This window comes from Candidatus Pelagibacter sp. HIMB1782 (genome assembly GCF_052047475.1).
Lineage (GTDB): Bacteria > Pseudomonadota > Alphaproteobacteria > Pelagibacterales > Pelagibacteraceae > Pelagibacter.
On record NZ_JBNAKE010000001.1, the window covers coordinates 597,705 to 609,477 of the forward strand.

General features: G+C 28.6%; 17 protein-coding genes. 7 read left to right on the forward strand and 10 right to left on the reverse strand.

The window, feature by feature from the left end; translation table 11 throughout:
• Window positions 1–33: 33 nt before the first annotated feature.
• The 9 genes from ACTTAO_RS03090 to hspQ form a co-directional block, all read right to left on the reverse strand.
• On the reverse strand, window positions 34–1,185 hold the full coding sequence (locus tag ACTTAO_RS03090) for an alpha-hydroxy acid oxidase (protein ID WP_440690848.1): 1,152 nt from the start codon (window positions 1,183–1,185) through the stop codon (window positions 34–36).
• A 9-nt stretch (window positions 1,186–1,194) separates the two neighbouring features.
• Window positions 1,195–1,707 carry an acyloxyacyl hydrolase gene (locus ACTTAO_RS03095; protein WP_440613658.1) on the reverse strand — a complete coding sequence of 171 codons (513 nt, stop codon included), beginning with the start codon at window positions 1,705–1,707 and terminating at the stop codon, window positions 1,195–1,197.
• A 6-nt stretch (window positions 1,708–1,713) separates the two neighbouring features.
• On the reverse strand, window positions 1,714–2,073 hold the full coding sequence (locus ACTTAO_RS03100) for a cytochrome c-type biogenesis protein (RefSeq protein WP_440619104.1): 360 nt from the start codon (window positions 2,071–2,073) through the stop codon (window positions 1,714–1,716).
• The gene (locus tag ACTTAO_RS03105) at window positions 2,070–2,588 is read right to left on the reverse strand and encodes a DsbE family thiol:disulfide interchange protein (protein ID WP_440690849.1); all 519 of its coding nucleotides are present in this window, start codon (window positions 2,586–2,588) and stop codon (window positions 2,070–2,072) included. The genes ACTTAO_RS03100 and ACTTAO_RS03105 overlap by 4 nt, the downstream gene beginning before the upstream one ends.
• Window positions 2,585–4,459 (reverse strand): heme lyase CcmF/NrfE family subunit, encoded by a 1,875-nt coding sequence (locus ACTTAO_RS03110; protein WP_440690850.1) that lies wholly within the window; start codon window positions 4,457–4,459, stop codon window positions 2,585–2,587. Before ACTTAO_RS03110 ends, ACTTAO_RS03105 begins: the two co-directional genes overlap by 4 nt.
• Entirely contained in the window at window positions 4,460–4,879 is a 420-nt protein-coding gene (ccmE, locus tag ACTTAO_RS03115; protein ID WP_262589939.1) for a cytochrome c maturation protein CcmE, read from the reverse strand. It abuts the gene before it with no gap.
• A 10-nt stretch (window positions 4,880–4,889) separates the two neighbouring features.
• Window positions 4,890–5,117, reverse strand: coding sequence for a heme exporter protein CcmD (locus ACTTAO_RS03120; RefSeq protein WP_440650833.1), 228 nt, complete (start codon window positions 5,115–5,117; stop codon window positions 4,890–4,892).
• Window positions 5,114–5,821 carry a heme ABC transporter permease CcmC gene (ccmC, locus tag ACTTAO_RS03125; protein ID WP_440690851.1) on the reverse strand — a complete coding sequence of 236 codons (708 nt, stop codon included), beginning with the start codon at window positions 5,819–5,821 and terminating at the stop codon, window positions 5,114–5,116. The genes ACTTAO_RS03120 and ccmC overlap by 4 nt, the downstream gene beginning before the upstream one ends.
• A 177-nt stretch (window positions 5,822–5,998) precedes the next feature.
• A complete protein-coding gene (gene hspQ, locus ACTTAO_RS03130) occupies window positions 5,999–6,319 on the reverse strand; it encodes a heat shock protein HspQ (protein ID WP_262589942.1) in 321 nt (106 codons plus the stop codon).
• A gap of 87 nt (window positions 6,320–6,406) precedes the next feature.
• On the opposite strand from hspQ, the gene ACTTAO_RS03135 reads away from it, so the two are divergent.
• Window positions 6,407–6,958, forward strand: a complete 552-nt coding sequence (locus tag ACTTAO_RS03135) for a septation protein A (RefSeq protein WP_440690852.1) — start codon at window positions 6,407–6,409, stop codon at window positions 6,956–6,958.
• Window positions 6,951–7,295, forward strand: a complete 345-nt coding sequence (locus ACTTAO_RS03140) for a DUF2794 domain-containing protein (protein ID WP_440690853.1) — start codon at window positions 6,951–6,953, stop codon at window positions 7,293–7,295. The genes ACTTAO_RS03135 and ACTTAO_RS03140 overlap by 8 nt, the downstream gene beginning before the upstream one ends.
• A gap of 1 nt (window position 7,296) precedes the next feature.
• Here ACTTAO_RS03140 and ACTTAO_RS03145 read toward each other — a convergent pair whose 3' ends face one another.
• Window positions 7,297–8,058 (reverse strand): Bax inhibitor-1/YccA family protein, encoded by a 762-nt coding sequence (locus ACTTAO_RS03145; RefSeq protein WP_262589945.1) that lies wholly within the window; start codon window positions 8,056–8,058, stop codon window positions 7,297–7,299.
• A 79-nt stretch (window positions 8,059–8,137) separates the two neighbouring features.
• Between ACTTAO_RS03145 and ACTTAO_RS03150 the strand changes: the two genes are divergently transcribed.
• From ACTTAO_RS03150 to ACTTAO_RS03170, 5 genes are read left to right on the forward strand one after another with little or no spacing between them, the layout of a single operon-like run.
• On the forward strand, window positions 8,138–9,172 hold the full coding sequence (locus tag ACTTAO_RS03150; RefSeq protein WP_440690854.1) for an aldo/keto reductase: 1,035 nt from the start codon (window positions 8,138–8,140) through the stop codon (window positions 9,170–9,172).
• Entirely contained in the window at window positions 9,163–9,672 is a 510-nt protein-coding gene (locus ACTTAO_RS03155; RefSeq protein ID WP_440672524.1) for an invasion associated locus B family protein, read from the forward strand. The genes ACTTAO_RS03150 and ACTTAO_RS03155 overlap by 10 nt, the downstream gene beginning before the upstream one ends.
• Window positions 9,673–9,683: 11 nt before the next feature.
• A complete protein-coding gene (locus tag ACTTAO_RS03160) occupies window positions 9,684–10,871 on the forward strand; it encodes an argininosuccinate synthase (protein WP_440690855.1) in 1,188 nt (395 codons plus the stop codon).
• Between the two features lie 57 nt (window positions 10,872–10,928).
• Window positions 10,929–11,387: a hypothetical protein gene (locus ACTTAO_RS03165; RefSeq protein WP_262589950.1), complete on the forward strand. Its 459-nt coding sequence runs from the start codon at window positions 10,929–10,931 to the stop codon at window positions 11,385–11,387.
• Complete coding sequence (locus tag ACTTAO_RS03170) at window positions 11,387–11,767, forward strand: phosphate-starvation-inducible PsiE family protein (protein WP_075504930.1); 381 nt, start codon at window positions 11,387–11,389, stop codon at window positions 11,765–11,767. The genes ACTTAO_RS03165 and ACTTAO_RS03170 overlap by 1 nt, the downstream gene beginning before the upstream one ends.
• Window positions 11,768–11,773: the final 6 nt, after the last annotated feature.

Below are 11,773 nucleotides of genomic sequence, written 5' to 3' on the forward strand. Positions count from 1 at the left end.
ATTAAGATAAAATTTGAATTTCCTTAATTTATCTTAATTTCTGTAGATTATTTTTGATTGATCAAGATCTTTTACAGATTTACAGCCCATCAAAATCATATTTCTTCTAATTTCTTTTTGCATGTTCTCTAGTAATCTTTCAACACCTTGTTGTCCTCCAGCGCCTAAACTAAAAAGAAATGCTTTTCCAAAACTACAAGCTGTTGCGCCGGCTGCAAGAGCTTTTAAAACATGCGTTCCTCTTCTTACTCCACCATCTAGAATAATTTCTAACTTATCACCTACTGCATCTGAAATTGCTTTAACTTGATCAAAAGGTGATCTCGATCCATCCAATTGTCTTCCCCCATGATTAGATATCATTATCGCTGTACAGCCTATATCAATTGCTCTCTTTGCATCTTCAACAGACATCACACCTTTTAGTGCCATTGGTTTATTCCATTTTTTAATACAGTATTCTGCATCTTTCCAATTCATCGCTGGATCATATTGCTCATTAATATAATCCATTACTGATTTAGCTATGTTTGTTCCTTTGTCGGTTTTGTTTTTAATATTTGCTAACTCAAATTTTTTATTAGTAAAATATTTAAAAACCCAACCAGGTCTCATGGCAAAACTTAATAAACTATCTAATGTAAATTTAGGTGGAGTAGTAAAACCAGTTCTATGATCTCTTTCTCTATTTCCTGCAACTAATGTATCAACAGTAATGCACATACCGTCAAAATTTGCTCTGCTACATCTATCAATTAAATCATCAGTAATTGATTTATCCTTATGGATATAAAGTTGAAATAGTTTTGGACCACTGGAAATATTTGCAACTTCTTCTATAGAGAATGATGCCATCGTTGACATACTATAAATTGTATTAAATTTTTCTGCTGCTCTAGCAGAAGCTTTATCACCTTCTGGGTCATACAAACTTTGCATCGCTGTAGGAGACAAAAATAGAGGCATATCAATTTTTCTACCAAAAACTGTTGTAGATAAATCAGGTTCACCAACACTATTCAAAATATTAGGAACTAAATCACAGTCGTTAAATGAGTCTGTATTTCTGTTTAAAGTTATTTCATCATCAGCACCTCCATCAATATAATGAAATATTGGTGCTGGTAATTTTTTCTTGGCTAATTTTCTAAAGTCATCAAAATTATAGCAATCATTTAAATTCATAAAAGTGTATTAGAAGCTTTTAAAGAAATTAAACATATAACTATTTGCCCCAGGATTTTTATCTCCTATACTTGCATTAGATATATGATTATATGAAAAACCAAATTGACTGCTCTCAGACATATCTAAAGAAATTTGTAACTCAGATTTAAATTCTAAAACGTGACCTAAGTCTTTTCCATCACCTTCGTGATATAATCCTGGAGTAAAACTTGGATTAAAATTTAAAGAACCTATTTTATATTGTGCTTCTACTCCTGTATAAACATAAGCCGCACTATCTGCAGTTATAAGAGCACCAGTAATAGGTGATAAATTTCCAAGAAAAGTATCTCTATTTAAATTTTCATTTTGATGCTGAAAGCCAATTAATTCTGATTTTTTTCCATCGTCACTAAAATCAAACATCCCAGTATAAACGTTAAACTCCGTATTTAAATCTCTCTGTTTAATTTCCTCTGCATTTGATGAAATCGGAAACGCTAGAAATATAAGTAAAATCAGAATTTTTTTTAAATGCATTTTGGATTAATTTTTAAATTTTAGTTTTTTGAGGATTATTGCACCTCCAAGTAAAAATATCAATATTGGCAATAACCAAAGAATATAAGTATTTTTATTTAAACCAGGATCATACAAAATCCATTCTCCGTATTTTTCTTTAAAAAAATCATAAATTTGGTTTTCAGATAATCCTTCCTCAAGTTTTTTATCAACTAAAATTTTCATGCTATTTGCAAAATCTGAATCAGAATCATAAACGGATTGACCCTGACAAATTAAACACCTTAAATTTTTCGTAATCTTATTTCTTTCAAGCTGATCACTAGCAAATGATATTTTTGGAATTAATAATAAAATAATTAAAGCAATTTTTAAAATTTTCATTTTATTATCGAGTTAATTTCGTTAATTAATTTTTCATTTAATGGTCCAATGTATTTTGCAACTATTTTATTTTTATGAATCAAAAAAGTTTCTGGCACACCATATGCCCCCCACTCTATTGAAATTGTACCATCTTCATCTAATAAAATTGTTTCGTATGGATTTCCTAATTTTATTAGAAAATTTTGAGCATTATTAAAATTATCTTTATAATTTAGTCCAATTAAAGTTACTTTATTGTTTTCACTTAATTTCATTAAATAAGAATGTTCTTGTCTACAGGGTACACACCACGAGGCCCATATGTTTAATAAATAAAATTTATTTGAATTAAATATTTCTGACGAATTTACATTTTCTTTGCTATCAAATTTAATACTAGAAAAACTTGGAATATCTTTTTTTATTTCTGACTTGGGAGTATAAATATTTGTATTTTGCAAACCTTTATAAAATATTAAAAAAATAATTATAAAACTTATTACTACTATTGAAGGTATTAATTTATTTTTCATATTCTCTTTTTTAAAAAACTTAATATTCCACCAATACTTAATAATAATACTGATACCCATATCCAAAGCATAAAAGGTTTGTCTTGATATCTAACATTAAAATATTCCTGATTTTGCACTAAGTTTATGACAATAAATTTATCTTTCATTAAAGAAGTTTTAATATCAGCTTCGCTAGTTACTATATTTGGCTGATTGTAAATTCTTAACTCTGGAGTCATTTTATTAATTTTTCCATCTGAAGAAATTATTTTAAAATTTGCTACCACTGAGTTGTAATTTTTTTCACTTCTCTGGTTTACATCTTCAAGTGTAATTTTAATTTTTGAGTTTTCATAACTCTGACCAATTTTAAGATTGGTAATTACTTCGCTAGAAAGTAAATTATTAAATAAAATACTTAAAATTAATAAACTAAATCCAAAGTGAGCAATAGTTTGAGAAATGTTTTTATATTTTTTTGTAAAAAAATCCCTCACAGTAATAAAAAACAAATAAAATGCACTTGAGATTAAAATAGTGTTTACAAGTAAATTTTTATCAAAATTCTTAACTATCAAATAAGATATTAAAATCGATACAAATAATAAAAATATAAGAATTTTTTTACTCTCTAAGTTAGATTTAATCCATTTCAATTGAGGTCCAATCGCCATAGCGATTAAAAATGGAATTAAGAAAGGGATAATTAGTTTATGATAAAACGGTGGACCGACTGATATTTTTTCTGAAGAGATTACATCTAAAAAAATTGGATAAACTGTACCAATTAAAACCACAGATAAGAAATACATCATGAACCAATTATTCAATATAATTGCACTTTCTTTACTTACCCAAAAAAGATTTATTGAATTCTTTTGATCCTCTTTATGAAAAAAGAAAAAAATAAATAAAGAAATAAAAATTAAAACAAACAAAAATATTAATATAAATAGACCTCTTTCAGGGTCGTTTGCAAAAGTATGAACTGAATTAAGGATACCTGATCTAACTAAGAAAGTTCCACACATACTAAGTGTAAATGTAGCGATAGATAAAATTATAACCCAAGAAGTTAAAATCGATTTTTTCTCTAAAACCAATATACAATGTAACAATGTGGTTAATGCCAACCAAGGCATAAGAGATACATTTTCAACTGGATCCCAAAACCAAAATCCTCCCCAACCAAGTTCATAATATGCCCAAATAGAACCTAATAAAATTCCTAAAGTCAAAAATATCCATGAAGCTAAAGTCCATTTTTTTATATGAGTTGCCCAGCTTCCCGAAACCATTTTTAAAGTTGTGGCTGCTAATGCGGAAGAAAATATTATTGATGAACCAACATAGCCTAAATATAAAATAGGTGGATGAATTGCTAATGCTGGATCTTGCAATATTGGATTTAAACCTAAACCTTCTTCAGGAATTGGGAACAAGTAATTAAATGGATTAGAAGTTTTTAGTAAAAAAACAAAAAAACCAATAATTATAATCTGCTGAAATATTGTTGTTAGAGTTTTGTATTTTATTGATTGATTATTTGTTCTTAATAAAAAAATAAAAATAAATAATGTTAAAACCAACAACCACAATAACAAACTACCTTCATGATTTCCCCATGTTCCCGTAATTTTGTAAAATAAAGGTTTAGTAGTATGAGAATTATTAAATACAGTTTCATTACTAAAATCTGAAACTACAAAAGATAAAACTAAACCAAAAAAACTAATAACAACAAAAAATAATTGTAAAAATGAAAATGATAATATTTTAGTATCCAAAATTTCTGAATTTCTAAAATTTTGAACTGAAAAATAAATCAAAATTGAACCACTAATTAATCCTAAAATTAGTGCGTAATATCCAACAACGCTATAAATCAATTAATTTTCCTCCAATGCAGCTTTAACCTCTGGTGGCATATAATTTTCATCATGCTTCGCTAAAATCTTTGTTGCTGAAAAGAAATTTCTGTCTTTCAAAACACCTTCGGCTACAACTCCCTTTCCTTCTTCAAATAAATTTGGGACAGCGCCTGAATAAGTAACATTAATCTCATTTTTAAAATCTGTAATAATAAAATTCACTTCATTAGAATTCATACTAATAGAATTTTTTTTAACCATTCCACCTACTCTGATTTTATTATTTGTCAGCTCAGTTAATGACTTAATCTCTGAAGGAGATTGAAAATAAACTACGTTTTCTTCTAAAGATTTTAGAACTAAAAAAACAGTTAATATTAAAATTAATAAAATAGTCGAAACAAATAGAAATCTTAACTTAACTTTTCGACCATACATCGATCAAAAATTAGTTGTTTGTTGCGTCAGCTAAAATTTCTTTATTTATTCTTTGTGATTTTGCAGAATTAGCTTGTTCAGTGTTAAGTGATCCAAATTTAGCAACAAATTTATTTTGTTCTCTAATAAATTGAACTTTTGTTACTAAATATAAACTTAGGAAACTTAATAAAGTGAAACCAAATGCAGATAACACGTATACTGCATATCCATTCATAAATAATAAGTCGTTAATCATAGTCTATCTAAACCTTTGTTTTTAATTTTTATCAGTTCTGTATTATATTTCATTAAGAAAATTAACAACGAAAATAGAGCAAATGCCGCAGTCATTATCAATAATGGATAAAGCATTGATGAATGAATTGTGCTTTTAGACAAGATATTTATTGAGGCAGGTTGGTGAAGTGTGTTCCACCAGTCAACAGAGTACTTAATTATTGGCACATTAATAATTCCAAGAATGGTAATAAAGGTAGAAATTTTAAATACTTTTTCTTCATTTTCATAAATTCTCCAAGAGATTAGGTATAGAGCATAAAATAGAGCTAAAATTAACATCGAAGTAATCCTCGCATCCCAAGCCCACCATGTACCCCAAGTAGGTTTCCCCCAAATGGAACCTGTTACCAAAGCAATAATATTAAAAACAAAACCTGATGGTGCTAGACTTTTGGATATTAAAAAAAAATTTTTGTTTTTAAAAATAAATCCTGAAATTGATAAAACAGTTATCGAAGAAAAAATTCCAAGAGAAATCCATGCAGCAGGAACATGGACATACATAATTCTAACAGCGTCACTCTGCTTGTAATCTTCTGGAGACAATATGAGTGCTTCAACTAATCCAACAGATAAGACGACAACAAATAAAAATAAAACATATTTTGGTGCCTTCGAAGTAATTTGAAAAATTTTATTTGGCTCTAGAAGTTTAAACATATCTGTAATTTAGGGATTTATTTTAAAAATACTATTGAGAAAAATTATCTGATCAAGAATGAAGAGGGGGAGATAATAAAGAAAGATTAACTTTTAACACTCTTGATCAGAATATGAATAATTTTTATAGAATTAGTGTGGCCTAGATTGGAAATAAATGTGTTTGAATAATGATAGCTAATTAGAAAGCTTGAAATAACTTGAGCCTTTTTTACCTGAAAAAATTTCCTCTATTAATGGATGTTTAATAGGCTCGTCTGAATCGTCCATCAGAAGATTTTGTTCTGAAACATAGGCTTCGTAAGTAATTTCATCATTTTCAGCAAGTAAATGATAAAAAGGCTGATCTTTTCTTGGTCTAACATTTTTTGGAATAGACTGATACCATTCCTCAGAATTGTTAAACTCGAAATCTACATCATAAATAACACCTCTAAATTCGAAGTGCTTGTGTTTAACAATATCTCCAATTGAAAATTTAGCTTTTTGGATTGCCATGATAGTTAGTATGGGTATTTAAAAATAAAAATCAATGTAAAAAATATTAATGTTTTGTGATGTGGCAAATATGTTAATATCTTTTAAGTGAATAAATCTTTTTTAAAATTTGTTACTGATTTTGGACCTCTAGCAATATTTTTTTTCTATTATTACAATAGTGGGAAAAATTTATCAGTAGCAATTCCTCCCTTAATAGTTGCAACTATTATTGCATTAGCTGTTGTTTGGTTTTTTGAAAAAAAAATACCACCGATGCCTTTGTTAAGTGGAATTTTAATTACTTTTTTTGGAGGTCTCACTATCTACTTTAATGATCCAATATTTATTTATGTAAAACCAACAATAATAAATATCATGTTTGCTTTGGCTTTATATTTTGGAAAATACTTTACGAAAGAACCAGTGCTTAAAAAAGTTATGGGTAAATCAATACCTTTGTCAGATATCGGATGGGAAATTTTAAATCGAAGATGGATGTTTTTTTTCTTTGGTCTTGCATTATTAAATGAACTTGTTTGGAGAACACAAACTGAAGAATTTTGGGTCAATTTTAAAGTATGGGGAATGCTTCCAATAACAATAGTGTTTACTGGATTTCAGGTACCTTTAATAAATAAACATAAAATTGATGCGTAATAACTTAAGATTAGTTGTAAACAATCCACATAACAAAATAGAGGAAAAACAATTTTTTGAAAAAGATGAGCTTAAAATAATTTTAGATCTCTATGCTAAGATGGTTTCTGAAGGTTCTTGGAAAGATTATGGTCTCAACATTTCAAGCAAACAAGTTAGCTTTAGTGTATTTAGGAATACAGCAGAAAATGCACTATACAAAATCTGTAAAAATTTTAAGCCAAAAAATAAAAATTTAAAATATTTAATCACAGATACAAGCGGTAAGATTTTAAAAAATTCTTACGAACTTAAGTCTTTACTTAAAAATACTAATTGGAAGAAACTTCAAAAATAAATTATCGTCTTTGACCAAAAAGTCTTAACAACATTATAAATAGATTAATAAAGTCTAAGTATAATGTTAAAGCACCCATTACTGCTTTTTTTCCAACGATTTCACCAGAGTCACTTGCAACATACATGTTTTTAATTTTTTGAGTATCATAAGCAGTTAAACCTACGAAAATTAAAACACCTAAAATTGAAATTACAAAGTACATCATTGAAGACTTTAGGAAAATATTAACGATTGATGCAATAATTATACCAATCAATCCCATCATTAAAAATGATCCAAACTTAGTTAAATCTCTTTTAGTTGTATAACCATAAATACTCATCGCTCCAAAAGTTGCTGAAGTTATGAAGAACACTCTAGTAACACTTAAGCCAGTATAAACTAATAAGATTGAAGACAATGAAAGTCCCATTAAAGCTGCAAACACCCAAAATGTTGTTTGAGCTTTTGAAGCACTCATCTTATTAATTCCAAAACTCATGTAAAAAACGATACCCAAAGGAGCCAACATTACTAACCATTTAAGTCCTGACAAATAAATTGCATTCCCCATTTGTGTTAATCCAACAATTGCTCCTGATTGATCAGTCACGACTGACATCTTAAATGTTATTAATGCAATGATCCCTGTTAACAACACACCTGTTGCCATATAATTGTAAACTTTTAACATGTAGGCTCTTAAGCCTTCATCCATTACAGCTGCAGTTTGTTGCGCTGCTTTTGCTCTGTTCAATATTCCGTTTTTATCAAATTCCATAATATGCTACATATAATAGTCTTTTAATGATTATTCAAGACACCTTAAAAGATTAATAAAAAGTTAACATAAAACATTAATGAATTACAAAAAATTGGGAAATACCGATCTTGATGTAAGTACAATTTGTCTCGGTACAATGACTTGGGGAGAACAAAATACTCAAGATGAAGCATTTAAACAAATGGACTTTGCTTTAAGCAATGGAGTAAATTTTTGGGACACAGCTGAATTGTATGCAGTTCCTCCTCGTAAAGAAACTTATGGAGACACTGAAGAAATAATTGGTAATTGGTTTGAAAAAACAAAAAAAAGAAAAGAAGTTATTTTAGCTACAAAAGTTGCTGGTCCAGCAAGAGATTATTTAAGAAATGGAGAAAATAGTTTTACAGGTCCAAACTTAGAGTCGGCTTTGAACAATAGTCTCAAAAGACTTAAAACAGATTATATTGATTTATATCAACTGCATTGGCCAGAAAGAAATGTAAATAATTTTGGAAGACTTGGTTATGTTCATAAAGAAAATGAATGGAATAAATTTGAAGATGTTCTTGGGGAATTAGATAAATATATTAAAGCTGGGAAAATAAGATACGTTGGTCTTTCAAACGAAACTCCTTGGGGAGCGTTAAATTATTTACAGCTATCAAAAGATAAAAATTTGCCAAGAATGATGTCTATTCAAAATCCATACAGCTTACTAAATAGATCTTATGAAGTGGGATTAGCCGAGGTTTCTATTAGAGAAAAAATTGGATGCCTTGCATATTCGCCACTAGCAAGTGGATACTTAACGGGAAAGTACAGAAATAAAAATTTTCCTAAAGGATCAAGAATGGAAAGAGACTTTGATTTTTGGACAAGATATAGAAAACCTAACACAGAGGCTGCAGTAGAACTTTATTTTAAAATCTGTCAGAAACACAATTTAAATATGACTCAAATGTCTATTAAATTCTGTGAAATTCAAGAATTTATGACAAGTGTAATTATAGGTGCAACTACAATGGAGCAGTTGAAATCAGATATAGAAAGTGTAAATGTTAATTTATCTAATGATGTCATTGAAGAAATCAATCAAGTTCAAACAATTTATCCAAACCCATGTCCTTAATTAAAAAAATATTAATTTTATCAACTATACTTATCTTAAGTTCAAATCATCTATTTGCTCAGGAAGTAAAAAAAATTGGTAAATACAAAGATTGGGAGGCAATGGTGGCATATGAACCTGATGGCAAAGTATGTTTTGCTCAATCAGTACCTGTACTTCAAGCACCAAAATCAAACAAAAGAGATGCAAAATTATTTGTAACTTTTAGACCAGAAGAAAATATTTCAAATGAAGTAAGTGTTACTCCTGGATATGAATTTAATAACAAGAATTCTGTTATTGCAGCATCTGGAAAGAACAAATTTAAGTTTGATATAATGCAACAAGGATTTGCATGGATTGCTGATAACAAAATTGAAGTAAAAATGATTAGTAGAATGAAGAAGGGATCAAGAATAATGATTACTGGATACAATCAAAATGGATCCCAAACAATTGATCATTATTCTTTGCTTGGATTTACCAAAGCGTACAATGCATCAAAAAAAGCTTGCACATAATTAATAATTAAATGAAATCAAAAAATAAAATTGTACTTGCCTACTCAGGCGGTTTAGATACATCCATAATTTTAAAATGGCTTCAAGAAAATTATAACGCTGAAGTAATTTGTTACACTGCTGATGTTGGTCAAGAAATTGATAGAAAAAAAATTTTTAAGAATGCGAAAAAATTTGGTGTCAAAAATATTATTATCCAAGATTTAAAAGATGTTTTTGTAAAAGATTACGTTTATCCAATGATTAGAGGACATGCAATTTATGAAGGCGTGTATCTTTTGGGGACTTCTATTGCTAGACCATTGATTGCCAAAGACCAAATAAGAGTTGCTAAAAAATTTAAAGCTAATGCAGTTTCACATGGTGCTACAGGAAAAGGAAATGACCAAGTAAGATTTGAATTAGGCTATCATTACTTTGGACCAAAAATAAAAATTATTGCTCCATGGAGAATTTGGAAATTAAAATCAAGAACTGATTTAATTAACTATGCGAAAAAACATGGGATACCAATACCAAAAGATAAAAAAGGCGCTCCACCTTTTTCAGTAGATGATAATTTATTTCATACATCAACTGAAGGAAAAGTGTTAGAAAATCCGAAAAATTCTGCGCCTGAATTTATTTACCAAAGAACAGTTTCTCCTGAAAGAGCTCCAAACAAACCTTCATTTATTACCATCAATTTTAAAAATGGAGATCCCTTTGCAATTAATGGAAAAAAAATGTCTCCTTCTAAACTATTAGAAAAGCTGAACAATGTTGCTGGAAAAAATGGAATAGGAAGAGTTGATTTAGTTGAAAATAGATTTATTGGAATAAAATCTCGAGGGGTATACGAAACACCAGGTGGAACTTTATTAATTCATGCACATAGAGCAATCGAATCCGTAACTTTAGATAAAGAAACAATGCATAAAAAAGATCAGATTATGCCAAGATATGCTGAACTTATCTATAATGGTTATTGGTATTCAAAAGAAAGATTTAAACTTCAAAAAATTGTAGACCTTAAAAGAAACAAAGTTAATGGCTCAGTAAAACTTAAACTTTATAAAGGAAATGTAATAATCGAGTCTCGAATAACAAATAGTTCTGCCTACTCTATGAAAAAAGTTTCCTTTGAAGAAAACAAAACATTTAATAAATCTAATGTTGAAAGATTTATTAATTTTCATAAGAAAAAACTACGTTCTTAATTAAATTTAGGTCAATTTAACATTTGTTAAAACTTCTTAAAACTGTATCGTGAAATTATGGATTCATTAAAAAATTGGATGAAAGATGCTGCAAATATTTTATTTGACGACAGTAAAAACGACCTTCGAGCTCTTCCAAAAACTGTAAGATTACAAATTCTTTTAGTTCTAAGTTTTATTTGGACTACGGTTTTCAGTTTATATGTATTCTCATACACAACATTTGCATTTGGTTGGGCAGGTCTTTATGTGGCGCATGTAGGATTAATTTTTGCTGTGTATATGACTTTTAAACAATTTCATAAAGCAGAGGAAAGATCTAGCAGTGTATTTGAAACTAAAAATTTTGACCCATTTAAGATTATGGTAATTGTTTTTGTGATAGTATTTATATTTGTTTTTTCAAAAGGTATTGAAGTATTAACTAGTCCTAATCCAAGTTCTTATTCAATTCCTTATGATGGGCCGTCAAAATCAGTTTTTGAAAAATGGCTTCCATTTAGTAAAGATAAATAATGGACAAGATAGCAAAAAACTTACAACTAGCTTTGATGGTTATTATCTTAATCAGCACAGTTATTGCAGTTGGAATTGAGATGAAAAATATGTTCTTAAATCAATCTGTAACATTAGCTGATCTTCTATTAATGTTTCTTTATCTAGAGGTCCTGGCGATGGTTAGAGTTTTTTGGAACCAACAATCAATTAGTATTACTCTTCCACTGCTTATTGCGATTACTGCTCTTGCACGATTTATTATTTTACAAGGAAAAGAAATGGATCCTACTGCACTTGTTTATGAAGCGGTCGCGATTTTATTAATTGCTGGAGCAATTGTTGTCTTAAGATTGAGACATAGTGATAAATTGGGTCTCAAGAAAAAAAAATCAAAATAATTTAAA

Coding starts and splice junctions, on each gene's coding strand:
- ACTTAO_RS03090 (WP_440690848.1), bottom strand. CDS start 1,185: ATGAATTTAAATGATTGCTATAATTTTGATGACTTTAGAAAATTAGCC.
- ACTTAO_RS03095 (WP_440613658.1), bottom strand. CDS start 1,707: ATGCATTTAAAAAAAATTCTGATTTTACTTATATTTCTAGCGTTTCCG.
- ACTTAO_RS03100 (WP_440619104.1), bottom strand. CDS start 2,073: ATGAAAATTTTAAAAATTGCTTTAATTATTTTATTATTAATTCCAAAA.
- ACTTAO_RS03105 (WP_440690849.1), bottom strand. CDS start 2,588: ATGAAAAATAAATTAATACCTTCAATAGTAGTAATAAGTTTTATAATT.
- ccmE (WP_262589939.1), bottom strand. CDS start 4,879: ATGTATGGTCGAAAAGTTAAGTTAAGATTTCTATTTGTTTCGACTATT.
- ACTTAO_RS03120 (WP_440650833.1), bottom strand. CDS start 5,117: ATGATTAACGACTTATTATTTATGAATGGATATGCAGTATACGTGTTA.
- ccmC (WP_440690851.1), bottom strand. CDS start 5,821: ATGTTTAAACTTCTAGAGCCAAATAAAATTTTTCAAATTACTTCGAAG.
- hspQ (WP_262589942.1), bottom strand. CDS start 6,319: ATGGCAATCCAAAAAGCTAAATTTTCAATTGGAGATATTGTTAAACAC.
- ACTTAO_RS03140 (WP_440690853.1), top strand. CDS start 6,951: ATGCGTAATAACTTAAGATTAGTTGTAAACAATCCACATAACAAAATA.
- ACTTAO_RS03145 (WP_262589945.1), bottom strand. CDS start 8,058: ATGGAATTTGATAAAAACGGAATATTGAACAGAGCAAAAGCAGCGCAA.
- ACTTAO_RS03150 (WP_440690854.1), top strand. CDS start 8,138: ATGAATTACAAAAAATTGGGAAATACCGATCTTGATGTAAGTACAATT.
- ACTTAO_RS03155 (WP_440672524.1), top strand. CDS start 9,163: ATGTCCTTAATTAAAAAAATATTAATTTTATCAACTATACTTATCTTA.
- ACTTAO_RS03160 (WP_440690855.1), top strand. CDS start 9,684: ATGAAATCAAAAAATAAAATTGTACTTGCCTACTCAGGCGGTTTAGAT.
- ACTTAO_RS03165 (WP_262589950.1), top strand. CDS start 10,929: ATGGATTCATTAAAAAATTGGATGAAAGATGCTGCAAATATTTTATTT.
- ACTTAO_RS03170 (WP_075504930.1), top strand. CDS start 11,387: ATGGACAAGATAGCAAAAAACTTACAACTAGCTTTGATGGTTATTATC.